General features: G+C 58.2%; 22 protein-coding genes and 2 pseudogenes. 14 read left to right on the forward strand and 10 right to left on the reverse strand.

The window, feature by feature from the left end:
- Positions 1–3: 3 nt before the first annotated feature.
- Genes POR16_RS23080 through POR16_RS23100 form a run of 5 tightly spaced genes read right to left on the reverse strand, consistent with a single transcriptional unit; the run spans position 4 to position 4696 of the window.
- Entirely contained in the window at positions 4–1035 is a 1032-nt protein-coding gene (locus POR16_RS23080) for an ABC transporter ATP-binding protein (protein ID WP_024669196.1), read from the reverse strand.
- The gene (locus POR16_RS23085) at positions 1032–1826 is read right to left on the reverse strand and encodes an ABC transporter permease (RefSeq protein ID WP_024689721.1); all 795 of its coding nucleotides are present in this window, start codon (positions 1824–1826) and stop codon (positions 1032–1034) included. The genes POR16_RS23080 and POR16_RS23085 overlap by 4 nt, the downstream gene beginning before the upstream one ends.
- Positions 1823–2692 carry an ABC transporter permease gene (locus tag POR16_RS23090; protein WP_005896469.1) on the reverse strand — a complete coding sequence of 290 codons (870 nt, stop codon included), beginning with the start codon at positions 2690–2692 and terminating at the stop codon, positions 1823–1825. The genes POR16_RS23085 and POR16_RS23090 overlap by 4 nt, the downstream gene beginning before the upstream one ends.
- Complete coding sequence (locus tag POR16_RS23095; protein WP_005896467.1) at positions 2692–3693, reverse strand: ABC transporter substrate-binding protein; 1002 nt, start codon at positions 3691–3693, stop codon at positions 2692–2694. Before POR16_RS23095 ends, POR16_RS23090 begins: the two co-directional genes overlap by 1 nt.
- Positions 3677–4696: a LacI family DNA-binding transcriptional regulator gene (locus POR16_RS23100; protein WP_005896465.1), complete on the reverse strand. Its 1020-nt coding sequence runs from the start codon at positions 4694–4696 to the stop codon at positions 3677–3679. The genes POR16_RS23095 and POR16_RS23100 overlap by 17 nt, the downstream gene beginning before the upstream one ends.
- A 193-nt stretch (positions 4697–4889) precedes the next feature.
- On the opposite strand from POR16_RS23100, the gene POR16_RS23105 reads away from it, so the two are divergent.
- Positions 4890–5864, forward strand: a complete 975-nt coding sequence (locus POR16_RS23105; protein ID WP_005896463.1) for a serine/threonine protein kinase — start codon at positions 4890–4892, stop codon at positions 5862–5864.
- A 133-nt stretch (positions 5865–5997) separates the two neighbouring features.
- On the forward strand, positions 5998–6885 hold the full coding sequence (gene rarD / locus POR16_RS23110) for an EamA family transporter RarD (protein WP_005896461.1): 888 nt from the start codon (positions 5998–6000) through the stop codon (positions 6883–6885).
- 224 nt (positions 6886–7109) lie between these two features.
- On the opposite strand, the gene POR16_RS23115 is transcribed toward rarD, so the two are convergent.
- Positions 7110–7628, reverse strand: a complete 519-nt coding sequence (locus tag POR16_RS23115) for a glycine cleavage system transcriptional repressor (RefSeq protein WP_005896459.1) — start codon at positions 7626–7628, stop codon at positions 7110–7112.
- Positions 7629–7947: 319 nt separating this feature from the next.
- On the opposite strand from POR16_RS23115, the gene POR16_RS23120 reads away from it, so the two are divergent.
- The 7 genes and pseudogenes from POR16_RS23120 (at position 7948) to POR16_RS23150 (ending at position 17524) form a co-directional block, all read left to right on the forward strand.
- Positions 7948–10125 (forward strand): malate synthase G, encoded by a 2178-nt coding sequence (locus POR16_RS23120; RefSeq protein WP_005896457.1) that lies wholly within the window; start codon positions 7948–7950, stop codon positions 10123–10125.
- A 524-nt stretch (positions 10126–10649) separates the two neighbouring features.
- Complete coding sequence (locus POR16_RS26720) at positions 10650–10823, forward strand: hypothetical protein (protein ID WP_223810622.1); 174 nt, start codon at positions 10650–10652, stop codon at positions 10821–10823.
- A 6-nt stretch (positions 10824–10829) separates the two neighbouring features.
- Positions 10830–11755 (forward strand): annotated as a pseudogene (locus tag POR16_RS23130) (DUF6402 family protein).
- Positions 11752–12201 carry a hypothetical protein gene (locus POR16_RS23135; RefSeq protein WP_005896454.1) on the forward strand — a complete coding sequence of 150 codons (450 nt, stop codon included), beginning with the start codon at positions 11752–11754 and terminating at the stop codon, positions 12199–12201. The pseudogene POR16_RS23130 and the gene POR16_RS23135 overlap by 4 nt, the downstream one beginning before the upstream one ends.
- Complete coding sequence (locus POR16_RS23140) at positions 12198–12644, forward strand: hypothetical protein (RefSeq protein WP_005896452.1); 447 nt, start codon at positions 12198–12200, stop codon at positions 12642–12644. The genes POR16_RS23135 and POR16_RS23140 overlap by 4 nt, the downstream gene beginning before the upstream one ends.
- Positions 12641–13072, forward strand: coding sequence for a hypothetical protein (locus POR16_RS23145; protein ID WP_005896450.1), 432 nt, complete (start codon positions 12641–12643; stop codon positions 13070–13072). Before POR16_RS23140 ends, POR16_RS23145 begins: the two co-directional genes overlap by 4 nt.
- Positions 13073–13756: 684 nt before the next feature.
- Entirely contained in the window at positions 13757–17524 is a 3768-nt protein-coding gene (locus tag POR16_RS23150) for a coiled-coil domain-containing protein (RefSeq protein WP_042932998.1), read from the forward strand.
- A 63-nt stretch (positions 17525–17587) separates the two neighbouring features.
- Here POR16_RS23150 and POR16_RS23155 read toward each other — a convergent pair whose 3' ends face one another.
- Positions 17588–18034, reverse strand: coding sequence for a response regulator (locus POR16_RS23155; protein WP_005896447.1), 447 nt, complete (start codon positions 18032–18034; stop codon positions 17588–17590).
- A gap of 229 nt (positions 18035–18263) precedes the next feature.
- Here POR16_RS23155 and POR16_RS23160 point away from each other — a divergent pair, with 229 nt between their 5' ends.
- On the forward strand, positions 18264–20198 hold the full coding sequence (locus tag POR16_RS23160) for a putative nucleotidyltransferase substrate binding domain-containing protein (protein ID WP_005896443.1): 1935 nt from the start codon (positions 18264–18266) through the stop codon (positions 20196–20198).
- Complete coding sequence (locus POR16_RS23165; protein ID WP_005896441.1) at positions 20195–20908, forward strand: 3'-5' exonuclease; 714 nt, start codon at positions 20195–20197, stop codon at positions 20906–20908. Before POR16_RS23160 ends, POR16_RS23165 begins: the two co-directional genes overlap by 4 nt.
- A gap of 13 nt (positions 20909–20921) precedes the next feature.
- Here POR16_RS23165 and POR16_RS23170 read toward each other — a convergent pair whose 3' ends face one another.
- Together POR16_RS23170 and POR16_RS23175 are read right to left on the reverse strand one after the other, a co-directional pair.
- Positions 20922–21224 carry a cell division protein ZapA gene (locus POR16_RS23170; protein WP_005896439.1) on the reverse strand — a complete coding sequence of 101 codons (303 nt, stop codon included), beginning with the start codon at positions 21222–21224 and terminating at the stop codon, positions 20922–20924.
- The gene (locus POR16_RS23175; RefSeq protein ID WP_005896437.1) at positions 21221–21454 is read right to left on the reverse strand and encodes a hypothetical protein; all 234 of its coding nucleotides are present in this window, start codon (positions 21452–21454) and stop codon (positions 21221–21223) included. Before POR16_RS23175 ends, POR16_RS23170 begins: the two co-directional genes overlap by 4 nt.
- Before the next feature lie 490 nt (positions 21455–21944).
- Here POR16_RS23175 and POR16_RS27180 point away from each other — a divergent pair.
- Positions 21945–22373: pseudogene (locus tag POR16_RS27180) on the forward strand (MCP four helix bundle domain-containing protein); the annotation flags it as partial.
- On the forward strand, positions 22374–23504 hold the full coding sequence (locus tag POR16_RS23180; RefSeq protein ID WP_407059697.1) for a methyl-accepting chemotaxis protein: 1131 nt from the start codon (positions 22374–22376) through the stop codon (positions 23502–23504).
- Between the two features lie 89 nt (positions 23505–23593).
- Here POR16_RS23180 and gbdR read toward each other — a convergent pair whose 3' ends face one another.
- Entirely contained in the window at positions 23594–24697 is a 1104-nt protein-coding gene (gene gbdR, locus POR16_RS23185) for a choline metabolism transcriptional regulator GbdR (RefSeq protein ID WP_005896432.1), read from the reverse strand.
- A gap of 782 nt (positions 24698–25479) precedes the next feature.
- On the opposite strand from gbdR, the gene POR16_RS23190 reads away from it, so the two are divergent.
- Positions 25480–26427 carry a choline ABC transporter substrate-binding protein gene (locus POR16_RS23190; protein ID WP_005896431.1) on the forward strand — a complete coding sequence of 316 codons (948 nt, stop codon included), beginning with the start codon at positions 25480–25482 and terminating at the stop codon, positions 26425–26427.
- Positions 26428–26454 lie beyond the last annotated feature (27 nt).

A 26454-nucleotide genomic window follows, 5' to 3' on the forward strand; every position in this document is an offset into this window, starting at 1 on the left:
GTTTCACGAATGCAGTGTGAACAGCATTTGCGGTTCGACGCTCAGGGCGATGACAGCATGTGCGGCATAAATTACGTTGTCGGTGCTGTCCACCAGCAACGGCTGAGCTGCGCCCACATCCACCAGCAAACGGCTTTGCGCCCCCTGAAAAAACTGCCCGACCAGACGCCCATGAAGCTGCCCGCCGCCTGACATCGGCTGCAAGTGCTCGGGACGGCAGTAGACTGTAGACGGCACATCGGCACCGCGCCACGGCAGCTCGCCGCCGCTTACCTTGAGACCGCCAGATGTGCGCTCGACCACGCTGAATGCGTTCAGATTGCCGACAAACCCGGCGACAAATGCGTTGGCGGGTTGTTGATAGATTTCCCTCGGTGTCGCCAGCTGCGACACACAGCCTTTTTCCATAACCAGAATCCGGTCGCCCAACGCCATCGCTTCGCCCTGATCGTGGGTGACGAAGACCGACGTAATACCCAGCCCGCGCAGCAACTGATCAAGCTCGCTACGCAGGCGCTCACGCAACTGCGCGTCCAGCGCGGCAAGCGGTTCGTCAAGCAACAGCACCCGAGGACGCGGCGCGAGGGCACGGGCCAGCGCGACCCGTTGCCGCTGGCCGCCAGACAGCTCGTTGACGCGACGATTGCCATGACCGGTCAGGCCGACCAGCTCCAGCAACTCATCACAACGTTTATTGCGCTCGGCAGCCGACAGCCCTCGAATCTTCAGGCCATAGACAATGTTGCCTGCCACATCAAGGTTCGGAAACAGCGCGTAATTCTGAAACACCATGCCGACATCGCGTCGCTCGATAGGCAGCCGGGTGACGTCCTGATCATCGAACAGCACCTGACCGACATCCAGGCGTTCAAGGCCGGCGATCAACCGCAAGGTGGTGGTTTTGCCGCAACCGGACGGGCCGAGAATCGCCAGCGTTTCGCCGGGCTCGATGGTCAGGTGCAGATCCTGTACAGCAACGGTGCCATCGGCAAATGCCTTGCGGCAGCCCTTCAGGCGAATGGTGGTTCCGCTCATCGGCTCTCTCCACGGGCAAGACGCGCGCTGATGGCCTGCAACGCAATCAGCAGCGGCACAATCAGCAACAGAAAAAGAAGGGTGTAGGCGCTGGCAACTTCCAGCCGGGCCGAGGCGTAGCTGTCGGCCAGACCGACCGGCAGGGTCTTGGTCATCGGCGTGTGCAGCATCCAGGTCAGGTTGAATTCACCCAGCGACAGGGTGACGACCATCAGCACGCCGGCAAGAATCCCGGCCCTGCAGTTAGGCACCACCACGCTGAAGAAGCGCTTGATCGGTCCGGCACCCAGGCTGGCAGCAGCCTCCTCGAGCACCGGCAATTGTTGACGCTGCATGACGGCCATGACCGGTCGTACCAGAAACGGCAACGTAAACAGCACATGGCCGACCAGAATGAACAGCCAGCTGCTGCGAAAGCTGCCGAACTGGCCGTAGGTCAGCAACAACGCCAAAGCACTTGCCAGACCGGGCATGGCGACCGGCAGGACCATCAGCTCTTCAAACGCACGGCTGAAGCGATTGTTCATGCGCACCAGCGCATACGCCGCCGGAACACCGACCACGCATACGCAAATCGCACAGGCCACAGCTAGTTGCAGCGACAGCCAGACGGTCGGCGAATAGGCCTGCCAGACCTGTATCAGCCAGTCGAAGGTCAGGCCGCTCGACAGTCCGAGAAAATAATTGCGGGTCAGGCCGGCCAGCAGCGACAGCACGACCGGCACCAGCATGAATGCGCAGACCAACAGCGTGAAGGCCAGCTGCGCAGCAAACAATGGCGAACGTTTCACAGGGCGACTCCCGACTTGCCGACCATGCGGCGGGCCAGCAACAGCACCGCCCAGGTCACCAGCCCAAGGATCACCGACAGCGCGGCAGCCACGGTGAAATTGGCGTAATTGGTGAACACGTTGTAGATCGCCACCGGGGTAACGTTCAAGCGCGTGCCCAAGGTGAAAGCAGTGCCGAATGCGCCCATCGAGGTGGCGAAGCAAATTGCACCGCAGGACACCAATGCAGGTGTCAGCCCAGGAATGATCACGTCGCACACCACACGCCAATGACCGGCACCCAGCGAATGAGCAGCCTCTTCAAGACTCCGGTCCAGGCTTTCGCAGGCAGCCATGACGGTGAGGATCACACGCGGTATAGAGAAATAAAGGTAGCCGATGAACAGCCCGGTGAGGGAATAGGCAAACACCCATCGTTCACCGGCCAGCTCCAGACCGAGGGCAGCGAAGATCCCTTGTCGACCGGCCAGCAGAATCACCAGAAAGCCGACCACCACGCCGGGAAACGCCAGTGGAAAGGTCAGCAACGCCACCAGTGCAGAGCGTCCGAAGAAGTGGTTGCGGGCCAGAAACACTCCGCTGATGCCACCGACCAGCAATGCCGCCAGCGTCACCACCAGCGCCAGCACGCAGGTTTGCAGCAGGCTGCCGAGGTACTGAGCGCTGCTCAATACCTGCCAGTAACCGCTGCCATTGCCATCCGGATCTTGCGTACCGAGCATGATCAGGTGGGTCAGTGGCAGCAGCCAGAAGGCCAGCAATACCGCCATCGCCGGGGCCAGCGCCACCGCAGCGGTCGGGCGTAGCCGCAGCCTGAGAAATCCGCCCTTGCGCAAAGCCGGCGCTTGTCCCGACGAGGCTGACATTACTTCACCTCACGCAGATAACGAGCGGCGAAGGCTTCCTGCACGGCTGCCATGTGCTGGTAATCCACCACGCCGGCGCGGGCATAATCACTGTCCGGCAGGAACTGCGCAGCCACGTCGGCCGGCATCGTCGAGCGCACCGGGCGAAGATAGGCCTTGGCCCACAGTGCCTGCCCTTCATCGGACAACACGAAATCCAGCACCTTCTCGGCGTTGGCGCGATGCGGCGCCTTGGCGACCATGCTCATCACGTAAGGCACACCGATGGTGCCTTCTTTGGGGATCACGAAGGCGACGTTGGCCTTGTCCTTGTAGCGGGCGCGGTAAGCGTTGAAGTCGTAGTCGACCAGAATCGGCAGCTCGCCGGACAGCACGCGGGCATAGGCAGTTTGCTTGGGCACGATGGGCGAGTTCTTCGCCAGTTTCTGGAAGAAATCGATGGCCGGACCGAAGTTATCCAGGGTGCCGCCCATCGCCTGATTGATCGCTACAGCGGAAACGTAGCCGACGAAGGCGCTGGAAGGATCAAGGTAACCGACCATGCCCTTGTATTCGGGTTTCAGCAGATCAGCCCAGCTCTGCGGCACTGGCAGACCGCCCAGTGCATCGACGTTGACCATGATGCCGAGGGTGCCTGAGTGAATGGCGAACCAGTGCCCTTGCGGGTCTTTCAAACCGGCTGGAATGTCGTCCCAGTGCTTGGGTTTATAGGTATCGACCACACCCGCTTTTTGCGCCTGCAGGCCGAAAGTCACGCCGTAATACACCACGTCGGCGACCGGGGCTGCCTGCTCGGCGACAATCTGCGCCAGCGCCTGCCCGGAGTTCTTGTTGTCCAGCGGCACTTGAACACCCGTGCTGTCGGCAATGGCCTTTAGCTGAGTCCCCCAGTCAGCCCATTCAGGTGGGCAGTTGTAGCAGATGGCGGTTTCGGCGGCCTGGGCGAGGCTGGCCGCACCGCATAACAGCAGTGCCGCAAGGGTTTTACTGAGGCTGAGCATGAAGCATCTCCTGGTAGGGCTGGGTGCTTTCGCCGGGCCGGATGTGGCACGGCAGACAATGAGAAACCGCTGCCGACCCGGCAATCCGGGCCAGCAGTTGGTCGATGAGCAGGTGGGCGAGCTCGGCGATGGGCTGCACCACACTGCACAGCGTCGGGTGCATCTGGGTGCCCAGCGCAATGCCGTCGAAGCCGATGACCGACAGGCGTTCGGGAACGCCCCAGCCATTGCGTCGCAATTCGGCAATCAGACTGATGGCCAGCAGATCGTTGGAGCAGACCAGGGCGCTCGGTGCGCCTTGACTGCGCAACAAGGGCTCGAGCGCTGCAAAGTCGGCGCGGGTGTGATCCGGCATTTCAATCACGGGGCGCGCCTCAAGGCCACCTTCGTTCATGGCATCGCGATAGCCTTCATAGCGCAGGCGGGCGCGGTCGGACTGCATGACCGGGCCTGCAACCATGGCGATACGCTGATGGCCAGCGTCGATCAGGTATTGGGTCGCCAGCGCCATGCCTGCGCGGTTATCCACAGACACAGCGCTGTAATCCACATTGCCGGCCTGGTGATAGGCCAGCACGAACGGAGCGTCCTCACTGGCCAGACTTTCCAGAACACGATTGTGCTCGGCGTCGGTTACGGTCAGCACCAGGCCGTCGACTCGCTGGCGCAGCAGCTCTTCAACCACGGCGCTTTCCCGCTCGGCGCTGTAGTCGGTGGTAGCCAGCAACAAGGTATAGCCGCGCGCCCGGGCCGCTCGCTCCATGGCCTGAAATTGTTCGGCAAACACTGGATTGAGCAGGTTAGGCACCACGACGCCGATCAGGTTGGTGGTTTGCAGACGCAACTGTCTGCCCAGCCGGTTAGGGCGAAAACCCAGCGTACGGGCTGCGGCGAATACTCGGTCACGGGTTTCGGAACGCACCACATCAGGGCTGGCAAACGCACGTGCAGCGGTGGCCCGGGAAACGCCGGCCAGGCTTGCAACCTCTTTCAGATCAGTCATTGTCGCTCGCTTGAGATCGATCTCATTGACGGCGACTCTATGCGCTCAACATGGCTGAATGGCGAACGAGGGATGACCGTTTAGTGACAGTCCGACCCTTGAGCACTTTAATCCGATGGGTTTGGCGAAGCGGGACCGGTCTGCGTTACCATCACCGGTCCGACGCGGCAACCTGCTGCGCGCAGGAGTAGTCATGGCTCACCCGTTTGCAACACTTACTCCCGATCTGGTCCTGGATGCTGTCGAAAGCATCGGTTTTCTCAGCGACGCCCGCATCCTGGCGCTCAACAGTTACGAAAACCGCGTGTATCAGGTCGGTATCGAAGACGGCCAGCCGCTGATCGCCAAGTTCTACCGCCCACAGCGCTGGACCAACGAAGCCATCCTCGAAGAACACAGCTTCACTGCAGAACTGGTCGAGGTCGAAGTGCCGGTTGTTGCGCCGATGGTGCATAACGGCGAAACCCTGTTCGAACACGCCGGCTTTCGCTTCACGCTGTTCCCGCGCCGCGGTGGACGCGCGCCAGAGCCGGGCAATCTTGACCAGCTGTATCGTCTCGGCCAGTTGTTGGGGCGCCTTCATGCAGTCGGCTCGACCAAACCGTTCGCACATCGAGAAGCACTGGGCGTAAAGAACTTCGGCAACGATTCAGTCAATTACCTGCTGGAAAACGACTGCATCCCGCGTGGCCTGCTTCCGGCTTACGAGTCGGTAGCCCGTGACCTGCTCAAGCGTGTCGAAGACGTCTACTCCGCCACGCCGCACACCAATATCCGCATGCATGGCGACTGCCACCCTGGCAACATGATGTGCCGCGACGAGATGTTCCACATCGTCGATCTCGATGATTGCCGTCTTGGCCCGGCCGTTCAGGACATCTGGATGATGCTGGCTGGCGATCGTCAGGAACGCCTGGGTCAGTTATCCGAGTTGATGGACGGCTACAACGAATTCCACGATTTCGATCCTCGCGAGCTGGCTCTCATCGAGCCATTGCGCGCGCTGCGTTTGATGCACTACAGCGCCTGGCTGGCGCGTCGCTGGGACGATCCGGCTTTCCCTCACAGCTTTCCGTGGTTCGGCACCGAACGTTACTGGGGCGACCACATACTGGCACTGCGCGAGCAGATGGCTGCGCTGAACGAGGAGCCACTGAAGCTGTTTTGATGGATTGATAGCCTTCAACATCATAAAGAGCGCTTGTGTATGACGATAAGCGCTCCAGCGTGTGTACGATCACAGCCATCATCCGCATCACCCCACAATAAAACTGGAATCTTCTGTATTAAAGGGACGCTCCATGCAAGCTGCCAATCCACGTCGTGGATACATCCTGGGCCTGTGTGCCTACATCATCTGGGGCCTGTTCCCTCTCTATTTCAAAGCCATCGCCGCCGTTCCGGCCATCGAAATCATCATCCACCGCGCGCTCTGGTCGGCGCTCTTCGGCTCGATTGTGCTGATGCTCTGGAAGCATCCCGGCTGGTGGAGCGACCTGCGCAACAACCCGCAACGACTCGCCGTACTGGCGCTGAGCGGCACCCTGATCGCCGCCAACTGGATCGTCTACGTATGGGCTGTGAACAACGGGCGCATGCTTGAAGCCAGTCTTGGCTATTACATCAACCCGCTGGTCAATGTGCTGCTCGGCATGGTGCTGCTGGGTGAGCGGCTAAGGCGTCTGCAATGGGTCGCGGTCGCTTTGGCGGCGACAGGCGTCGCCCAACAGGTCTGGCATGTCGGCAGCTTGCCGTGGGTGTCACTGGCACTGCCACTGACGTTCGCTTTCTACGGCCTGATCCGCAAAAAGGCCCCGGTCGCTGCCCTGCCCGGTCTGGTCGTCGAGACCTGGATGCTGGTACCGCTGGCGTTGATCTGGCTGGTCCTCAACCCCACGGCCGTCAGCACACAAGCCGAGTTCTGGACGACGACCCAAGCCATATGGCTCGCCGCCGCTGGCCCGGTCACGCTGATCCCCTTGGTGTGCTTCAACGCAGCGGCCCGCCACTTGCCATTTACCACACTGGGCTTCCTGCAATACGTCGCGCCAACCCTGGTCCTGCTGCTCGCGGTATTGCTGTATGGCGAACAGCTGACCACCAGCACCCTCATCACCTTTGCCTTCATCTGGGCCGGGCTGGCGATCTACAGTGTGGATATCTGGCTGAAATCCCGCGGCCGTCGCTGATCAAAAAACATACAACGCCACGCAGGCCTTTCAAAACGGGGCCTGCAGAGGGTTCTCCAAGGGTTATCCACAGGCAGGCTGACCTTATCTGTGCACAAACCCTTGAAACTGTTGGATTTTTGATCAGTTCTCTACAGGCCACAGTGGACTTGGCGCGCAAGGCTATTCCCCCAGCTTATCCACAGGCAGGTGCACGGTTAAACTGGATAACCTGAAGACTCGAATCACTCTTCTCCACCCAACACCAACTCCACCATCAAATCATCAGCCAGCGTCTCAAGCCCTGCCTGCAGATCATCCAGCGACAAGCCCGCTGGCACGCCCAGCACTGCGTTGGCATGGAACAGCAGTTCGCTGCTCATGGGAGCCGGGGTGACGTCGGTAATCAGGTGCTCAACATTGACGCCCTGCCCGGCCAGCAAACGGGTGATATCGCGCACGATGCCAGGGCGGTCGTTGCCGACCAGTTCCATGCTGATCGGCCGAGTGGTGCCACTGGTTTCGACAACGCTTTCGGCCAGCAGCATGCGGATGCCATGCACCGACAATTCGTTCAGGGCCTTGATCAGGTCGTCGTACTTTTCTGTTTCGACACCAACCTTGAGTATCCCGGCGAACTGCCCGGCCATGCGTGACATGCGGCTTTCCAGCCAGTTACCGCCATGCTCAGCAATGCACTGGGCAATGCGTTCGACCTGCCCGGGTTTGTCGGGAGCAACCAGCGTTACGACGAGATGATCCACGGTCTATTCCTCTTGCAGTGCAGATGATTTGGACACTTCGATATTCCCACGAGTATAGGCGTGCTTGAAGGGCAACTCATGCATGGCAAATCGTGTACCGTCTGGCACGCTTTGTGGAACAATCCCGAGCGCTTTCGAGCGCACAGTGAAATAGCGTGACCCGGCATGAGTGTTCAGTCGTTTACTGACATGTTCAGCAACGTTTCCACGCGATTGCCGCTCATGTAGCATCCCCGGTCACGCACTACATGGCAAAAGATCAATAACAGAGCGCTCTCCGAGTGCGTTCGCCCCTGCTGAGCAGAGTGAGGCAAGTGTAATGACTGAATACGTTCAAGTCGGTGGCCTGCAAGTCGCCAGAGTCCTGTTCGACTTCGTGCAGAACGAAGCCATCCCTGGAACCGGCGTCGATGCTGCGGCGTTTTGGGCCGGTGCGGATCAACTAATCCACGACCTGGCGCCAAAGAACAAGGCACTGCTCGCCAAGCGCGATGAATTACAGGCACAAATCGATGCCTGGCACCGGTCCCGCGCGGGGCAGTCTCACGATGCCTCAGCCTACAAGGCTTTCCTGCAGGAAATCGGCTATCTGTTGCCAGAAGCAGCAGACTTCCAGATCACCACACAAAACGTCGATGAAGAAATAGCCAGCATGGCCGGCCCCCAACTGGTGGTGCCGGTGATGAACGCGCGTTTCGCCCTCAATGCGTCTAACGCACGCTGGGGCTCGCTGTATGACGCCCTCTACGGCACCGACGCGATCAGTGAAGAAGGCGGAGCCGAAAAGGGTAAGGGCTACAACAAGGTGCGTGGCGACAAGGTCATCGCCTTCGCCCGAGCGTTTCTGGATCAGGCTGCGCCATTGGCGGCAGGCTCGCACGTTGACTCGACTGCTTACAAAATGATCGACGGCAAACTGGTCATCAGCCTCAAGGGCGGCAGCAACACCGGCCTGCGTGACGACGCACAACTGGTTGGTTTGCAGGGCGATGCCTCGGCGCCTTTCGCCGTGCTGTTCAGACACAACGGCCTGCATTTCGAATTACAGATCGACCCTGCCAGCCCGGTCGGTCAGACCGATCCGGCAGGCGTGAAAGACATCGTCATGGAAGCCGCGCTGACCACCATCATGGACTGCGAAGACTCCATCGCGGCTGTAGATGCAGATGACAAAGTGGTCGTTTACCGCAACTGGCTGGGCCTGATGAAGGGTGATCTGGCGGAGTCGGTGTCCAAGGGCGGTGAAACCTTCACCCGCACCATGAATCCCGACCGCGTCTACACCACACCGCAAGGCGGCGAGGTCACACTGCATGGCCGCTCTTTGCTGTTCATCCGCAATGTCGGTCACTTGATGACCATCGATGCGATCCTCGACAAGCATGGCAATGAAGTGCCCGAGGGTATTCTCGACGGCCTGCTGACCAGCCTTGCGGCAATTCATAACCTCAACGGCAACAACTCGCGCAGCAACAGCCGCAGCGGCTCGATGTACATCGTCAAACCGAAGATGCACGGGCCGGAAGAAGCCGCGTTTACCAACGAACTGTTCGGACGTATCGAACAGGTACTGGGCTTGCCGCGCAACACGCTGAAAGTCGGGATTATGGACGAAGAGCGCCGCACGACGGTCAACCTCAAGGCCTGCATTCAGGCAGCGAGTGAGCGAGTGGTGTTCATCAACACTGGCTTCCTGGACCGTACCGGCGATGAAATCCATACATCGATGGAAGCAGGCGCGGTAGTGCGCAAGGCTCAGATGAAAGCTGAAAAATGGATCTCGGCCTACGAAAACTCCAACGTCGATATCGGCCTGAAATGCGGCCTGCAAGGTCGTGCGCAGATCGGCAAGGGTATGTGGGCCATGCCCGATCTGATGGCCGCCATGCTGGAGCAGAAAATCGCTCATCCACTGGCTGGTGCGAACACGGCCTGGGTGCCCTCACCTACCGCTGCTGCGCTGCACGCCCTGCACTATCACAAGGTTGACGTGTTTGCCCGTCAGGCAGAGCTGGCGCAACGCGAACAGGCTTCGGTAGACGACATCCTGACCATCCCGCTTGCACCGAACACCAACTGGACGCCGGAAGAAATCCAGAACGAACTGGACAACAACGCCCAGGGTATTCTTGGCTACGTGGTGCGCTGGATCGATCAGGGCGTAGGTTGCTCGAAAGTGCCGGACATCAACGACATCGGCCTCATGGAAGACCGCGCCACGCTGCGCATCTCCAGCCAGCACATGGCCAACTGGCTGCGTCATGGCGTGGTCACTGAAGCTCAGGTCCTGGAAAGCTTGAAGCGCATGGCACCCGTCGTGGACCGCCAGAACGCCAACGACCCACTGTACCGCCCACTCGCGCCAGACTTCGACAGCAACATCGCCTTCCAGGCGGCCGTCGAGCTGGTAATCGAAGGCACAAAACAGCCGAACGGATACACCGAGCCGGTGCTGCATCGTCGTCGTCGTGAGTTCAAAACCAAGAACGGAGTGTAAGGATTCCAGTCACCGGACCGGAGAGGCGGCTTGCTGCCTCTTCGGGAAGGTGATGAGTAAACATCGCGTTTTTTCGTTTGAACGACCCAGATACTTTCCAACTCGACACATCATAGAAGCAAAACAAACTTCATCCCGTTTGTGGGAAAAAGTTATCCCCCGCGTAAGACGCCTGATCAATATAGTAAGTCGAGTCTTAAATTATAAAAACGTAACCACAAGGTATTCCCGCGCACGACACACAGTGCTATCTCTCTTCCTGTTGCATTAACAAAAGTCATACATCTTAAACAACGTCGTTTAAACTGATGAGCATTGAGAGTGGCCATGACTTCAGTTCTGCTCAAGGAGAGTTGCATGAACCGACTGGCAATTGTTGTAGGTGATATGACCGATCATGGAGGACACGTCATGACAGGCTCCCCTCACCAAGAAAACGGGCATATACCCCCGTCGTACTTGCTCAGTCCTACACTGCGCCGACGTCTAAACAAAACCGAATCGTGTATGACGAGCATTTTCAAATGCTCACCCACCAACGCAATCGCCTTGGGCATCTGGATTACGTGCTGCTGGAACATAACCAATGCACGGCTCGCGGCACCCTCGATGAGCACGGCCACAGCCGCAAACATGGCAGTTCAAGCCCCTCGACCCTGCAGTTTGCCGCCTCCGCCCCTTGGCCTGTAATGGAGTAACTGAACATGTCCCTGAATTATTTCCAGCGCACCAATGCCGTCGGTCCCGATACCTACTTCGCCCTGCCACAGGGTGTGTCACGCACCTATGCACCCTTGGACACGCCACCCAAGCAAGTCATCATCGAAAACCTCGCCCTGTCCCGCATCCCGGGCGCCATGCGCAACATGGGCTGGGATACCGCTGCGGCGTTGATGCAACGATGGTTTGATAGCCCGGGGTAGGAGATGCCGGCGGATTGGAAAAAAAAAGAAACCAGACCTGAGCCTGCCGCATTAATGCCAGAGCAATGCGACGAAGACATAGTAAAGATGGAATGGGCAATGACATTTGAGCGATGCCGAGAGGCCGTCGCCTCGGCTGAGTCCAGACTAACCAGCGTCCCTGCCATAGGCCTCCTGAAAGAAAGATTAAAGCACGCTGGCTGGGATGGAAGGGGGTCATTCCGCTTGGGACACGAAAATCTAGGGGCAAGACAAATAGATAAATCATCTCAAATAAACATAAAAAACTTCGGTAGTACGTGGGACGTAGCTGATGATATGTACGGCGCCCTAGGATCCGCCACACTGAAAGTTGGCGTAATTGGAGAAGCAGTAGAAATAAAAAACAGATCAGATGAGAAACCTCGCTTTTTTTCAACATTCATAAGGCAGGTTTTTACATCCGCGACCATTATGACTTCAATGGGCTTCAGTACCTTGGAACATAGACAGAAGATCGGCTGCTCACAAAAACAGAGACAGTAATCGCTCTTACCCCGCAAGGAAATCTAATCATCAGACTCAAAGATGGTCCTTTTGCAGCGGTCACAAACGAAAACTTTCGCGACTACAGAGCTGCGCGCCATAAAGGTGGCGACTTTATTATCTACTCAGACGTACTATGGAAAACAATTGAAAAATGCATTGATCTCGGCGATTGGACATGAATATTCTGGGGCGACGCTTATTATTTTTATTTTCCTACATTACAATTTCAACAGGCGCCTGGACCGCTTCAGAGTGGTGGGAAAAGGGCTTAGCCACAAAGGAAAATCAAATCATCATTAGCCCCAACAAATGTTACAGAATCGAAAGCTATACGCCAGCATGGCTGCTTCCTACATGGTTACATCCATGGGGAACTCCCGATAAAGTTGAGAAACCTCAGTGGTTTGTTCAATGGATAGCTCCAGGCTTTGACCGGCTATATGACCACCGTACCAACGCTTTTCTGGGGGAAAGCGAAGTGTATGATTTTGGACGTACGGGCGGCGGCGGTACTTTCTGGGGTGACCGACTGCGACCCGGCGTATACGAAGGAATGATCTATATCGGCCCGAATGCCCCCGATTGCATCGGCGACCTACCCACACAGCTGACACCAGAAGAATGAAAGACCTTCGAAGGCGCATTTCCTTTCTAACAGCCTACACCGCCGTCGCCCTAAGCCTGTGGGCTGCGTCGGAGTGGTGGGAAATAGGCTTGGCCGAACGCTTGAGTGAACCCTATATCAGCCCTGGCGGTTGTTATCGCGTAGAGCTATTCAAGCCATTTTGGGTTTTGCCCATGATGTTTCACACAATGCCCGACCCGAACGAAGGTGTACCTCGGGAATGGCTCCCTTGGTGGGGCTACCCTGCATTTTTCCGTCTCTACGATCATCGCACTGGCGAATTGATCTCGGAAACCGAGATTCATGATCTGGAGTCGGCAGGCGGGCCAATGTCTTGGGGCGGTGGGTCAGGAATGGTCCATGCCGGAATGATCCCCATCGGGCCGAATGTCCCTGACTGTATGGGGGATCGGCCCACCGCACGTGGTGCGTCTCAAGAATGAAGCCGCCATCGACACGCATCATCTTTCTTGCAACCTGCATCACCATCGCACTCAGCCTATGGACCGCGTCGCAATGGTGGGAAAAAGGCTTGGCGGAAAGGTCAGGTGACCCGATCGTCAGCCCTGATGGCTGCTACAGACTCGAAACATTTAAACCATTCTGGGTACTGCCGAATATGTTTCATCGCAAGCCTCATCCTGACGAAGACGTACCGCCAAAATGGTTCCCGTTGTGGGGCTACCCTGGCTTCTATCGGCTGTATGACAATCGCAACGGTGAACTGATTTCAGAAAACAAGATTTATGACCTTGAAACAGCAGGATGGGGAATAGATTGGGGAGAAGAGTCGGGTTTCGTCTACGCAGGAATGATCCCCATCGGCCCGAACGCCTCTGACTGTATGGGCGATCAGTCGGCCATGCCTTGAACTTTCAGCCCCGCTCATCACCCTTCCGCTTTCATCAAAATAAAAAACCCGGAACCGAATCCACATACCGGCCACCCATCCAGACAGGTCCGAAAACCACCCGCCCAGGAAGGAGCGGTTTCAGGCACCTGCCCCAGCTGACCCACTAAAGGACGCAAACCGCGAGTCAGCTCTTAGCCCCACCCTCGAGCAAACACGCCTCCCCGTGCCGCCTTGGCAATTTGAAGAAGTGTCGCATGCAACGCTCAGGCGTCATGGCGATAGCCCTTCGAACACCTTTCACGCACCACCTAACGTGCAGTGTCGATTACTACCACCACCTGTATTGATCTGTCGAACTTGATACCTGAGCTGATGGAGCTGCTCATGAACTTAAGAATCGATACTCGTTCTACCAATCCGGTTGTACCTCTCGAAACAGGATCTACATCGCAGCCAACACCACCTCCCGCCCCCGTCAACGTGCATGAACCTACTCCCGTGGCAAACCCCGCAGCGCCACGGTCAGCGCCGGGCGTTCAGCAAGCACATGGTTTGAGAACGCGCCTGGCTGGAAAACTTTCAGAGCGCCAGACCAACTTCAGTCTCGGTATTCCTGGCACCGGTCGCACGCTTAACCGGCCGCTGCGCAGCGGGATTCCAGAGGAAGGTGAGCATACGTCGAGCAATGAAGATCACGATCCGTTGCTCAAAGAGGCGCATGAACTGCAGCGCCTGACCGAGTCGGCGCTGAACAGCCTGAAGGCAGCGCCGACGCCTCTCTGGGAGCGTCCTGCGCCTTCAACGGTCAGGCGCATCACCACCAGGATTATTCCGTGGCTCAAACCTGCCCCTTTGCGTGAGGTTGTCAGCAGTGACAGCGCAGCCAGGACCAAGGGCGCTAACTCGCAGCAGAGTGCTACAGCCATTGCAGCGACCGTCAAAGAGCTGAGCGCTCGACTGGATCAGCAGAGTAAGGTTCTCGCCACAGCGACCCATGCGCTGGTCGCGGCACGCGAACATCTTGAATCACTTGAACAGGCCACATTACCCTCGTCGACCGGGCGACTGGATCAGGCCAGGGTTCGTGTTCAACAAGCCGACACCACCACCCGCCTCGCCAGCCAGCAACTTCGTGAGCTGATTCAGGGTACAGAGGTGTTGCAACTGGGCGCGTTGAGCGAGGGGCAGGAGCAGGCTGCACAGAAAACCGAGTTTTCTCAGAAATGGCTCAGTGAACTGCGCACACGTATGCAGACGGTAGATGCCCGTTTCGGTGATCGGCACGCCGCTATCGCAATCGAGTTGAAACTCAAGGTAGCGGAAACCCGCGAGCTGATTTCGCTCGACCATGACATGACCGCCGCCGAGCAAACGGCCGCGCAGGCCAACGCACAGCTCTCTGCCTTGCGTACCCAGCGACAGGCAACGCCAGACGGTTCAGCCGAAGCCGAAAGGCTGGACAGTGTCATCGAACAAACGCTCACAACGCGTTCGCAGGCCATGCAAACGCATGAGCAACTGGCAAAAAGACTGGTGCGCGTCGATGCCGATGTTGCGCGTTTGAACGCCGAACTGGGCGAGCTTCACCAGCGGCTGGCTGTCGCCAGTAACGAACGTTCTGCACTCAAGACACTTGAACAGAAGCTGCCCGAATCAACACAGGTAACAGCGCCTGCAGAGGGGGAAACGCAAGAAAGAGACAACAAAACCGCCCTCAACAACATCCGCGAACAGTACCTCTCCAGTCAGATCAGTGAAGCGCATGCTTTTGCAACGACAGGCGCGGACGAGATTAAAGCGTCACTGCAACGCATTGCCGGCCGCCTGCAAGCTACGCCCCCGCCAACACCGATTCCGCCCTTTGCGGTTATCGAGATCGTTACGTCGGCGCTGGCAGAACTGACGGGCAATGACGCTGCACGCGCCAACCGCGTACTCGACCTGCTGAACCTGCATCCCCCGGAACATTGGCCGCGCATTGCAGAGGAGTTGTCCAGGTCGGTCAGGACGCGTAGCGCAAACAACAACAGTGTCCAGAGGGACACCCTCGACTTTTGTCGAAAACTGGCAAGTGTTCCGCGTGGCATGGAAATGCTTCAGTTGCTCTCCAGCGAAGGTACTAAACCGATAATGGCCGAACGGGCCAAGCCTTTGAGGGTGTTCTGGAACGCCGACGAGGCGCAGCAAAAAGAGCCCGATGGCAAGGTAAAGGCATGGCTGCAAACGGCCAAACAGGTGGCACGTCATAAGCTGGATGGCAGCGAGAAGTCGTTCGACGATGTCGATCACGCCGCCTTCAATGCGGTTCGTAACGGCTATTACAGCAATGCTCCCGGCACGCCGTATGCGCAACATGACCAACGCCTGAAAAAAGCCACGATGGAATGGGTCATGCGCGCCGTTGCAGCCAATACTCCAGAGCAGACCACGGCAACTGCCCCAGCGAAAAGCTCGTTGCCACGCCGCCTCGCCCCAACGCTGAACAAGACACCTTTTGCCAAATCGACGCTGGATCGCGCCTACACGGTGGGCGAAAGCATGGGGCTGCAATCGCCCAGAAGACAAGTTGATCAGGTTATTACAGCGCGAATAAAGCAGCTGGAAGAAACCCTGAAAAACTGCCGCGGCGCACCGGAACTGCAACTTGAGATTTCGGCAGCCCACGCCATGCTCGACCACCTGAAAACACTGGAAAAGAAAGGCACTCATCTGTCGCAAGCGACGCTGAAAAAGCGTGATGGCAAATCGATGCAAAGCCTGCTGAAGGCTCGCGTCCACCAGCAGCGGCTGTCGCAGATCTGGGATAAGCCGGACGCGAACGGCAAGCGTGCAGCCAACGTTCTGCAAAAAGCTCAACACATTGAACTTCCGCCGCTTTACAGCGAACTTGCGAGCAGCAAATTGTCAGTTTACGAGGCAATCAATCGTGTCGATGAGCACCTGCGCGAGATTTTGCCGCCAGCGCTGCAACCCGCTCAATCTGTTGACGAGGTGCTTGATCAAGACCTGAGCGCAGCGATAAAACTGTTGAAAACCCGGCACCTGAGCGAGAAAAGCGACATCGTGACGTTTTTCAAACCGTTCATTCTTGAAAGCCGCCTGCGCGACCGACTGCGCCTGGGCGGTGGCGGTACCCTTGGGTTAGGCCTGCCGTCTCTGCCCTATGGCTTGATATCGCCCACAGTGTCGCCGATCTTCTCGGCAGAAAAGTCGCGCAGTGACGAAGCGTTTGCCCAGTTGTTCATGCCGATTCTGGGAATGGAAATGTCCTTCGGCAGGGCCCGAACCGAGGCCGCCGAGGCGACCATCGGTGTGGCCGTCGGCGGCGCGGTTGCAGAAGGGGTGGCGATACAGGCTGCGTTCACTGGCCGTTTTAGCGCCCAGCAAACCCAGACCAGCTCGACCCTCATGCGTTTTTTCCGCACTCGCCACAAAGACGATGAAATGCGCGGCAACATGCTTACCGCTCTGGACAGCATGGTGCGCTGGGACATCATCGAGCCCACACAGGGCCAACGTTATTCCGGGCCGCTGGAATCCATACTGGCGCGTAGCCCTGAGGTCTCTGTGAGCCAGATCGATGCGACTTCCAGTACCCGCAACGTAGCAGCGCGTGTGGCATTACGCGCGCCGGCTGCACGCTTCAAGGATGGCTCCAGTGGTGCATCGCAGACATTGACGCTGGAACCCTCGCTGTACGCCGAAGCTGATCGAATAAAAGAGCAACGCACCGAAACAGGAGGATTCATCAGCGTCGTAGGCGCCAAGGCTGACACCGCCCAGCAACGTGCGGGGGTCACTGCCAACCTGAACTTCGCGCCGATAGCCAGCTCGGCCACGCCAGCAAAAAAAGACGCTGACTATGGTGTTCAGGGTCAGGGGCTGGGTTTGCAGCTGGGAATGTCACGCGATCTGGCTTGGGCGCTGGAAAAAAACGAAATATCGCCCTTTCTGATCGGCGACAAACAGGACGCCGATCTTGACCGACACTATTCCACGCCGCGCGATATGCAGGCCGAGATCACCGCCAACCGCGACCTGTGGTTGCTGCGCTGTATCGAAACGCTGGAGCCGGATGAGACCGGCAATAAAAACACCCCGGACAACCGTCTGCGGGCAGCCATGCATCTTGATGCTTTCGAGGCGACGATCAAGCGTCTGAGCAAGGACAGCAAGTATTGCCAATACAACGTCAACTACTCGATGAAAGGTCGGGCCGGGGCCGAGATAGACGGGTATCGAGGCATTCAGACCCTGGCATTGCAGCGCGGAGACGCGCAGGCGGCGGAAAAGGCCAGACAGGCCATTGACGATATTTTGTTGACCAAAGAGACGTGGCGGCCACTGGTGTTGATAGTCCGCGAGCGGGCGCGGGACTCGACCGTCGTCGGCTGGCGCAACCTGCTGCGCTGGCAGAAGCTCTCCAATGTCGACGGTCAGCGCACCGCAGCGCAGTTTCCACCGCCTTGAACAGGGGGGTTCAGCGTGCCAGCGCAAGCATTGGCACGCTAGCCAGCCAGGTTTGGCAAGGCCTCAACCCACGCCCAACTCGCGCTTGACGAGCTTCACCAGCTGTTTGGTGTTCAGCGGTTTAAGCAGAAAATCCACAACGTCGAGGTGCATGGCGTCAATGGCGTCACGCACATTGGCGTCCCCGGACACGATGATGATCGGCAAATCCGCGCGATCCGATTCGCGAATCTTGCGGATCAGTTGCAGCCCGTCGAATGGGGCCATTCGCAGGTCAGTGATCAGCAGGCCAATGGACTGACGGGTTTCGAGCATGCGCAGCGCGATGTCGCCACCGGGCGCGGTCATGCAGCTGATGTCGTTGAGACTCAGAATTTCTGCCAGCAGTTCTCTCGCGTCACTGTCGTCATCAACGATCAGGACCCGTTGCGGGGCGTCGCGTTCAGGCGTGAGCATGACCTCATTGAGGGCATTGCGCTCATCGTCGCTCAGAATATCGTGGTCAATCATTGCAGTCTCATCATTCCCTGGACTTATCCGACAACAGATTCAGGTCAATCTGCGATGTATTTCGTCGGCATCCTGGCCAGGCGCAGCGCGCAATCCATTGCGTTTGTCTATCAGTTATCCGGCAATTACCCTGGCCGAGCAATCATTCTGGCGTAAGACTTACGTCCAATGGGCACCTGGCGGCAAGCGGCCGACCATGAGCACCAATAACAAGAACGCGGACCGGGCCATGAGCAAGGCAGATGCTTTCAACCAGGCAGGCAAGACTGCCGTGCTGCAGAACATACACGGCACCATGCAGTTCCTGCAAAAATTCCCGCCGTTCAACCAGATGGAAAACGCTCATCTGGCCTACCTTGTCGAGCAGTGTCAGCTCCGTTTCTACGCCGCTGACGAAAGCATCATCAAGCCTGGCGATGGGCCAGTAGAGCATTTTTACATCGTCAAACAGGGACGAATCGTCGGCGAACGGCCGCATTCTGCAAAAGGCGGCACAGAGACAACGTTTGAGATCACTACCGGCGAATGCTTCCCGCTGGCCGCTTTGCTGGGCGAACGCGCGACGCGCACCGAGCACCTGGCCGCCGAAGATACGTTTTGCCTGCAGTTGAACAAGCAGGCGTTCATCAAGCTGTTTGCACTGTCCACGACGTTTCGCGACTTCGCCTTGCGCGGGGTCAGCAGCCTGTTGGATCAGGTCAATCAGCAGGTTCAACAGCGCGCCGCCGAAACACTCGGTACACAATATTCCCTGAACACCCGCCTGGGCGACCTGGCCATGCGTCATCCGGTGATATGCAACCCTGACACGCCGATGCGCGATGCAGTGAAGCTGATGCATGAGCAGCAGGTGGGCAGTATCGTGATCGTCGACGAACAGCAAGCGCCGCTGGGCATCTTTACCCTGCGCGACCTGCGCGAGGCGGTTGCCGATGTGAATGTGGACTTCAGCGCTCCCGTCAGTCACAGCATGAGCCCGTCGCCCTTTCACCTGAGCCCGGACGCCAGCGCTTTCGATGCGGCCATTGCCATGACCGAGCGCCACATTGCGCATGTGTGCCTGGTCAAGGACGGAAGATTGTGCGGAGTTGTGTCGGAGCGAGATCTTTTCTCCCTGCAGCGCGTAGACCTTGTGCATCTGGCGCGCACCATTCGCACAGCGCCGCGCATTGAAGCGCTTGCCGGGTTGCGGGGCGATATCGTTCAGTTGGTCGACCGCATGTTGGCCCACGGCGCTTCGTCGACCCAGATTACCCAGATCATTACCCTGCTCAACGACCATACGGTCTGCCGGGTGATCGAACTGACGCTTGCGGAGAAAGGCGACCCCGGGGTTGCCTTCAGCTGGCTGTGCTTCGGCAGTGAAGGCCGACGCGAACAGACCCTGCATACCGATCAGGACAACGGCATTTTGTTCGAGGCGCGCGATGCAGCAGAGGCAGAACAGACCCGGAGGTTGCTGCTGCCGATTGCCGAACGCATCAATCAGAGCCTGGCGCAGTGCGGCTTCGCGCTGTGCAAAGGCAATATCATGGCCGGCAACCCTGACTTGTGCCTGTCACGGCAGGAATGGTCACATCGTTTTTCAGCTTTCATCCGCGAAGCCACTCCAGATAATCTGCTGGCGTCGAGTATCTACTTCGATCTGCGTGTGGTCTGGGGTGATGAAAACGGCTGCGAGCAATTGCGGCGCGGCATTCTTGACCAGGTCGCGGATAATCAGTTATTCCAGCGCATGATGGCCGATAACGCCTTGCGCCAGCGCCCGCCGGTGGGCCGCTTCAAGGATTTCGTCGTGGCTCGCAAGGGCAATGAAAAAGACACTCTGGACCTCAAGACCGAAGGTCTGACGCCTTTTGTAGACGGCGCCCGGCTGTTGGCGCTGGCCAACGGTATTGCCGTCAACAGCACGCAGGAGCGTCTGCGGCAACTGGTGGAGCGTGAAGTCATCGACCCTCTGGATGGTGCCGCGTACCAGGAGGCTTATCACTTCATTCAACAGACTCGCATGCAGCAGCATCAGTTGCAGAGTCGCCAGAACCTGGCGTATTCAAACCGCATTGACCCAGACACGCTCAACCATCTGGACCGACGCATTCTGCGCGAATCGTTTCGTCAGGCGCAGCGACTGCAAACCAGCCTGACACTGCGTTACCAACTATGAACCTGTTCGAATGGCTGAAACCGCGGCCGAAGACAACCCATCTGGACGCCTCCCACCTGGACCGGCTCAAACAACTGCCAGCTTGCGCCAGGCTCAGCGACAAGCCGTTGCGCCAGCAACGCTGGGTGGTGCTGGACCTTGAAACCAGCGGCCTGAACATGAGCCGCGATCAGGTGCTGTCCATCGGCGCAGTGGTGATTGAAGACGGCGCCATCGACCTGGGCCAGCAGTTCGAGCGCACGCTGTTGCGTGTCGATCACAAGGTCAGTCCCGCCGTGCTGATTCACGGGTTGGCACCCAGCGCGATTGCAGCGGGCAGCGAGCCGGTCGAGGCGTTACTGGATCTGATGGCGTTCATCGGCGACAGCCCGGTTCTCGGCTTCCATGCGCCGTTCGATCAGCACATGTTGTCGCGCGCGTTGAAAGAGAGCCTTGGCTATCGCTTGCAGCATCCGTTCTTCGACATCGCTGAACTCGCACCGATGCTGTGTGAACAAGCCAACCTGCGTCACGCAGGGCTGGACGACTGGACCCGCTTCTTTGGTCTGCAAGCAGAAGAGCGACACCACGCCAGCGCCGACGCACTGGTCACGGCGGAGCTCGCGCTGATTCTGTTCAGCCATGCCCGCAGAAAGCAGATCGACAGCCCTCTGCTGCTCGACGAACGACTGGGGCAATGGCGCAGACGCACGCAATCGCATTCGTTTTGAATGCGACCCGAGTTCAGCCCTGGGAAATGGTCTTGGCGATCACATCTACCGTCGCATCGACCTTCTCCCGGTAACGTTTCAGCTCGACCTTGTGCAGTTGCTCAAGCTCGATCTGCTGCGAGCAGAGGTTCAAGGCTGCCAGAACCAGCAAGCGATCACCGATCAGGGTCGGGTACTTGCGCTTGGTGTCGGCCAGCGACGCATTGAGCATCGCGGCGGCCTTCATGAGCGTGAGGTCTTCACCAGCCGGAGCCTTGACCGAATACTCGTTACCCAGAATTGAAAGAACGGTTACACCGCTGCCGTCGACGTTCATGCGCCGACAGCGCTTGCGCTGGTAGCGCGGTCAACCAGTGCCTGGATGCGGGCCGCGGTGCTGCCCTGTTTTTCTTCCTGCTCCATCAGACTCAGTTGCAAGTTCTCGTTCTCGTCCTTGGCTTTTGCCAGCTCTGCGTTGAGCTGTGCATTTGTGTCCTGAAGGGCCTGATTCTGTTGCACCAGATCACCGACAAGCTGTTCCAATTGGCTAAGGGAGGCTTCCAACATTTTGATTTCTCGAGCAAATTTCAACGGGCGCACACGATAAAGAAAAGTCACTGCGCATGCCAGCGCTCAGGGTTTGAATACTGACCTGTCACGGCATGGACACGTCGATAACGCAAACGCATGGGGGGCTTGTGACTGCATAATCCGGTTGCGGTTCCCGCTGTTCGTCAGGCCACATAAGGGTGCGACAAATGCGCGCAGCTTGCGGGCAGCCTGAAATCACCGAAAAGCCCTGTATCTCAGCCTTTTCAACAGCTTGCGCCGTCTGTCGAGACGACTCCCGGCTGATGGATATTGAGTGGATGCGCGCATTAAGTGCCTGCGGGCTCAAGACTTCAGTCGCATGACCGATAGGCAGCCATTCACTTCATCCCCTGCACCCGTTGAATCGCATGGAACGCGTACATAACCCTGGAAACTTTCTATGTCCCTGCGAAATATGAACATAGCGCCCCGAGCGTTTCTTGGATTCGCCATCATTGGCACACTCATGCTGATACTGGGTGTTTTTGCATTGTCACAAATGAGCAAGATCCGTAGCGCTACCGAAGTGCTGGCCGACAGCAATGTGCCCAGCATCAAGAGCCTGGATCGCTTTGCTGAAGTCAGCATTCGCTTGCGTGTTTTGTCTTACCGGTTGCTGGTCAACCGCGACCCGGAAACCCAGCAGAAGACCATCGACCTGCTGGCGATGCGCAACAAGCAGATCACTGACGCTCAGGCTGTCTACGAAAAGCTCATCAGCGACCCGAGCGAGCGCGATCTCTATGGCCAGTACGTGCAACTGCTGGGACAGTATCGACAGCTTGAAGAACGCCTGAAGACCCTGACGCGCGCCAACAGGCTCGATGAGCTGCAGAACCTGCTCAACAACGAGATGGTCAGCAACTCAGACCAGATGAACACAGTGCTCAGCAAGCTGGTAGAGAACAACACCGCGCAGTTGAACAAGGTCAAGACAGATGCCTCCAGCGAGTACGATTCGGCGCTGCAACTGGTGATCGGCCTGCTGATTGCTGCCACATTGCTGACCATCGTGTTTGCCTGGATGCTGATCAAAAGCATCACCACGCCGATTGCCACTGCTCTTCATGCGGCGGAAACCATCGCCAAAGGCAACCTGACCCAGCCAATCGCGATCGACGGCACCGACGAAGCAGGTCGCTTGTTGCTGGCCATGAAAACCATGCAGGATAAGTTGCGCGACACGTTGCAGGGTATCTCCGGCTCGGCCACGCAGCTGGCTTCGGCGGCTGAAGAGCTGAATGCGGTTACCGATGAAAGCGCACGCGGACTGGTGCAGCAGAACAATGAAATCGAACAGGCTGCCACCGCAGTCAACGAAATGACCAGCGCTGTAGAAGAAGTTGCCCGCAATGCCGTCAGCACTTCGCAAGCGTCGCGCAATGCTGCGACCTCGGCTGGCGATGGTCGTGACTTGGTGCAGGAAACCGTCAGTGCCATCGAGCGCATGAGCGGCGATGTCAAAGGCACCGCCGAACTGATCATCAACCTGGCTAACGAGTCACGCGATATCGGCAAAGTACTGGACGTGATTCGCAGTCTGGCCGACCAGACCAACCTGCTGGCCCTCAACGCGGCTATCGAAGCAGCGCGTGCGGGCGAAGCAGGCCGCGGCTTTGCAGTCGTGGCCGATGAAGTTCGTGCTCTGGCGCACCGCACGCAGCAATCCACCAGCGAAATCGAACGGATGATCGGCAGTATTCAGAGCGGCACCGAGCAGGCGGTCAGTTCGATGCGCAACAGTACGGAACGCGCTGAGTCCACATTAAGCATCGCCAAAGGTGCAGGCCTGGCGCTGAACACCATCAATGTCGCGGTCGAAGAGATCAACGAGCGCAACATGGTCATCGCCAGCGCTGCTGAAGAACAGGCTCAGGTTGCACGCGAAGTGGACCGCAACCTGGTGAACATCCGCGACCTGTCGGCACAATCCACCACCGGCGCCAACCAGACCAGCGCAGCCAGCACAGAGCTGTCACGCCTGGCCGTGGACCTCAACAGCATGGTATCGCGCTTCGCGCTTTGATCCGGCGGCAGGTGTGAGCGCCCGTTGAGCCATGATCGTGCCGATGCTCCGCGTCGGCATGCCGGAGCTTCACGCATCGATCAGCGCAACTACAGCCTCACACTCGCAAACGTCGACTCATTGCGCGCCTGACTCAAAGCCGAGAGCGGACCTGACAAGGGGGCGAGTACCAGCGCATGCGGGATTGGCATCATGGCAACCTGTTGCGCAGTGTTGGAGCCCACGCGCTCGTCGCGCGGCGGGATGCCGAAATATTCGCGGTAGCACTTGGAGAAGTGCGGTGTCGAAACGAAGCCGCACACAGACGCCACTTCGATTATCGACATCGGTGTCTGCTTGAGCAGTTGCCGTGCGCGAATCAGGCGCAGCTTCAGGTAGTAACGCGACGGCGAGCAGTGCAGGTATTTCTGGAACAGTCGCTCCAGCTGCCTGCGCGAGACGGCGACATACACCGCCAGCTCGTCGAGGTCGATCGGTTCTTCAAGGTTGGCTTCCATCAGCGCCACAATCTCCTGCAATTTGGGCTGATTGGTGCCGAGCATGTGCTTGAGCGGAACGCGCTGATGGTCTTGTTCGTTACGGATACGTTCGTAGACGAACATCTCGGAAATAGCGGCCGACAATTCGCGGCCATGATCACGACTGATCAGGTGCAGCATCATATCCAGTGGCGCTGTACCACCGGAGCTGGTGAAACGGTTGCGGTCGAGCGTGAACAACCGTGTGCTCATGGACACACGCGGAAAGGCTTCCTGCATCGCCGCCAGGCATTCCCAATGCACGCTGCAATCAAAACCGTCCAGCAACCCGGCGCATGCCAGCGCCCAACTGCCCGTACACACAGCGCCGAGACGACGCGACTGACGCGCCTGGCTCTGCAACCAGCTTACGTGTTCGCGGGTGACGGCACGCTGAATGCCGACGCCACCACAAACAATGACGGTATCGAGCGCTGGCGCCTTGTTCATGGCGGCGTCCGGGGTGATCTGCAAGCCGTCGCTGGCCCAGACCTGCCCACCGTCAAGGCTCAGCGTCGTCCAGCGATACAGCTCGCGACCCGACAACTGATTGGCCATGCGAAGGGGTTCTACCGCCGATGCGAGAGAGATCAGAGTGAAGTTGTCCAACAGCAGAAAGCCGATGGATTGCGGCGCGCGGTTCTGGGGTTGGGTCCCTGGATTGAACGATGTCATCACACTATCTCCTCTCACGTGGCTGTGGTTGGCCTCAAGACGGGCTCTTCTTATAGCCCTTTCCATTACAGGGCCTGAGAAGGACATCGCAAATCCCATGCCGAAAATTGATCGGCCATTCAATAACGTTTGAAAACGACGTCGCGAAGCGTCTAATCAGCAGCGACCCCTGTGTCTGTTTGCGACGCCAGAGCCCGCCGACTGCGGCATTCGATGAGCAATTCGGTAGCACTCCAGCCAAGTGCCAGGCGCCGCGTACACAGGGAGTGCTACTCAACGCACATGTGGACGAACCAGAGAACTTGATAGCTGTGCGCGCCAAAAGGTGGCGGCCGAAAAGGCCCGTGGTCGAAAACCGCGCAGCGCGCCAAAATGTCGGTCAGGCACCTGGATCAGAAGGCAAAAGTACACCCGATAGTGAACTTGTCGGCGTTACCCCCCTCAAAAGCACCGCGTTCGCGCAGGCACCGACCTGCCAACCGACGCTGCCGATATGCGCAGCGATTGCGTGACGTACTGGCCGCTTTTCAGCAGTTCCAACACTGCAACCAGGCGCGTGTACGATGCAAAGAATCTGTAAGCGACCTTGCGCGCACTGGATACGACGCCGCCTGCACTGGATACGACGCCCCCTGTAGGCGTTTGATTTCCCCTGTTACATGATCGGATCCGACTCGATCGCCAGGCGCAGTGATGGAGCTTCGCGAAAAGCCTTGCCGACCCATAAGCCGCGTCAGCGTTCACCTGCTGATGACCACAAGAAACTCACAGGAGTCCACCCAATGAAAGGTTCCAAATCGCTGCTCTTGGCCGCAACGCTATGTATGCCGGTGCTTGCTCAGGCAGCCGAGCCAGAGGCCTGTCATACGGTCAACTTCTCCGACGTAGGCTGGACTGACATCACCGTCACCACTGCGGTGACCAGCGCCGTACTCGAATCGCTGGGCTATAAGACCAAGACCACCATGATTTCCGTACCCGTGACCTACAAGTCGCTGGCAGACGGCAAGAACATGGACGTTTTCCTCGGCAACTGGATGCCGACCATGGAAAACGACATCAAGCCTTACCGCGAAGCCGGGACTGTCGAAACCGTACGCGCCAACCTCGAAAACGCCAAATACACTCTGGCCGTTCCGCAAGAGCTCTACGACAAAGGCCTGCACGACTTCGCCGACATCGTCAAATTCAAGAAAGAACTGGGCGGCAAGATCTACGGCATCGAGCCTGGCAACGACGGTAACCGCCTGATCCAGAGCATGATCGACAAGAACGCCTTCGGCCTGAAAGACGCAGGCTTCAAGGTCGTCGAGTCCAGTGAAGCCGCAATGCTCTCGCAGGTCGACCGCGCGGTTAAACGCAAAAACGACGTTGTGTTCCTGGGCTGGGAACCACATCCGATGAACACCCGCTTCAAGATGAAATACCTTACAGGTGGTGATGACTTTTTCGGCCCCAACTATGGCCAGGCGACCATCTACACCAACACTCGCAAAGGTTACAGTCAGGAATGCAGCAACGTAGGTCAGTTGCTCAAAAACCTGTCCTTCACGCTGGACATGGAAAGCACCCTGATGGGCAATGTTCTGGACGACAAGATGAAGCCTGACGCCGCTGCCAAGGCGTGGATCAAGAAAAACCCGCAAGTGCTCGATACCTGGCTCGCCGGCGTGACCACGGTTGATGGCAAACCTGGCCTGGAGGCAGCCAAGGCCAAGCTGACCCAGTAAGCCGAAAGCAGGCGGGTCTGGCCCGCC

The organism is Pseudomonas coronafaciens pv. oryzae str. 1_6 (assembly GCF_000156995.2).
In the GTDB taxonomy this organism is placed as follows: domain Bacteria; phylum Pseudomonadota; class Gammaproteobacteria; order Pseudomonadales; family Pseudomonadaceae; genus Aquipseudomonas; species Aquipseudomonas tremae.

Excerpts from the sequence above, each read along its gene's own strand:
- POR16_RS23080 (WP_024669196.1), bottom strand. The coding sequence starts at position 1,035 with ATGAGCGGAACCACCATTCGCCTGAAGGGCTGCCGCAAGGCATTTGCC.
- POR16_RS23090 (WP_005896469.1), bottom strand. The coding sequence starts at position 2,692 with ATGTCAGCCTCGTCGGGACAAGCGCCGGCTTTGCGCAAGGGCGGATTT.
- POR16_RS23095 (WP_005896467.1), bottom strand. The coding sequence starts at position 3,693 with ATGCTCAGCCTCAGTAAAACCCTTGCGGCACTGCTGTTATGCGGTGCG.
- POR16_RS23100 (WP_005896465.1), bottom strand. The coding sequence starts at position 4,696 with ATGACTGATCTGAAAGAGGTTGCAAGCCTGGCCGGCGTTTCCCGGGCC.
- POR16_RS23105 (WP_005896463.1), top strand. The coding sequence starts at position 4,890 with ATGGCTCACCCGTTTGCAACACTTACTCCCGATCTGGTCCTGGATGCT.
- rarD (WP_005896461.1), top strand. The coding sequence starts at position 5,998 with ATGCAAGCTGCCAATCCACGTCGTGGATACATCCTGGGCCTGTGTGCC.
- POR16_RS23120 (WP_005896457.1), top strand. The coding sequence starts at position 7,948 with ATGACTGAATACGTTCAAGTCGGTGGCCTGCAAGTCGCCAGAGTCCTG.
- POR16_RS26720 (WP_223810622.1), top strand. The coding sequence starts at position 10,650 with ATGCTCACCCACCAACGCAATCGCCTTGGGCATCTGGATTACGTGCTG.
- POR16_RS23135 (WP_005896454.1), top strand. The coding sequence starts at position 11,752 with ATGAATATTCTGGGGCGACGCTTATTATTTTTATTTTCCTACATTACA.
- POR16_RS23140 (WP_005896452.1), top strand. The coding sequence starts at position 12,198 with ATGAAAGACCTTCGAAGGCGCATTTCCTTTCTAACAGCCTACACCGCC.
- POR16_RS23145 (WP_005896450.1), top strand. The coding sequence starts at position 12,641 with ATGAAGCCGCCATCGACACGCATCATCTTTCTTGCAACCTGCATCACC.
- POR16_RS23155 (WP_005896447.1), bottom strand. The coding sequence starts at position 18,034 with ATGATTGACCACGATATTCTGAGCGACGATGAGCGCAATGCCCTCAAT.
- POR16_RS23160 (WP_005896443.1), top strand. The coding sequence starts at position 18,264 with ATGAGCAAGGCAGATGCTTTCAACCAGGCAGGCAAGACTGCCGTGCTG.
- POR16_RS23165 (WP_005896441.1), top strand. The coding sequence starts at position 20,195 with ATGAACCTGTTCGAATGGCTGAAACCGCGGCCGAAGACAACCCATCTG.
- POR16_RS23170 (WP_005896439.1), bottom strand. The coding sequence starts at position 21,224 with ATGAACGTCGACGGCAGCGGTGTAACCGTTCTTTCAATTCTGGGTAAC.
- POR16_RS23175 (WP_005896437.1), bottom strand. The coding sequence starts at position 21,454 with ATGTTGGAAGCCTCCCTTAGCCAATTGGAACAGCTTGTCGGTGATCTG.
- gbdR (WP_005896432.1), bottom strand. The coding sequence starts at position 24,697 with ATGACATCGTTCAATCCAGGGACCCAACCCCAGAACCGCGCGCCGCAA.
- POR16_RS23190 (WP_005896431.1), top strand. The coding sequence starts at position 25,480 with ATGAAAGGTTCCAAATCGCTGCTCTTGGCCGCAACGCTATGTATGCCG.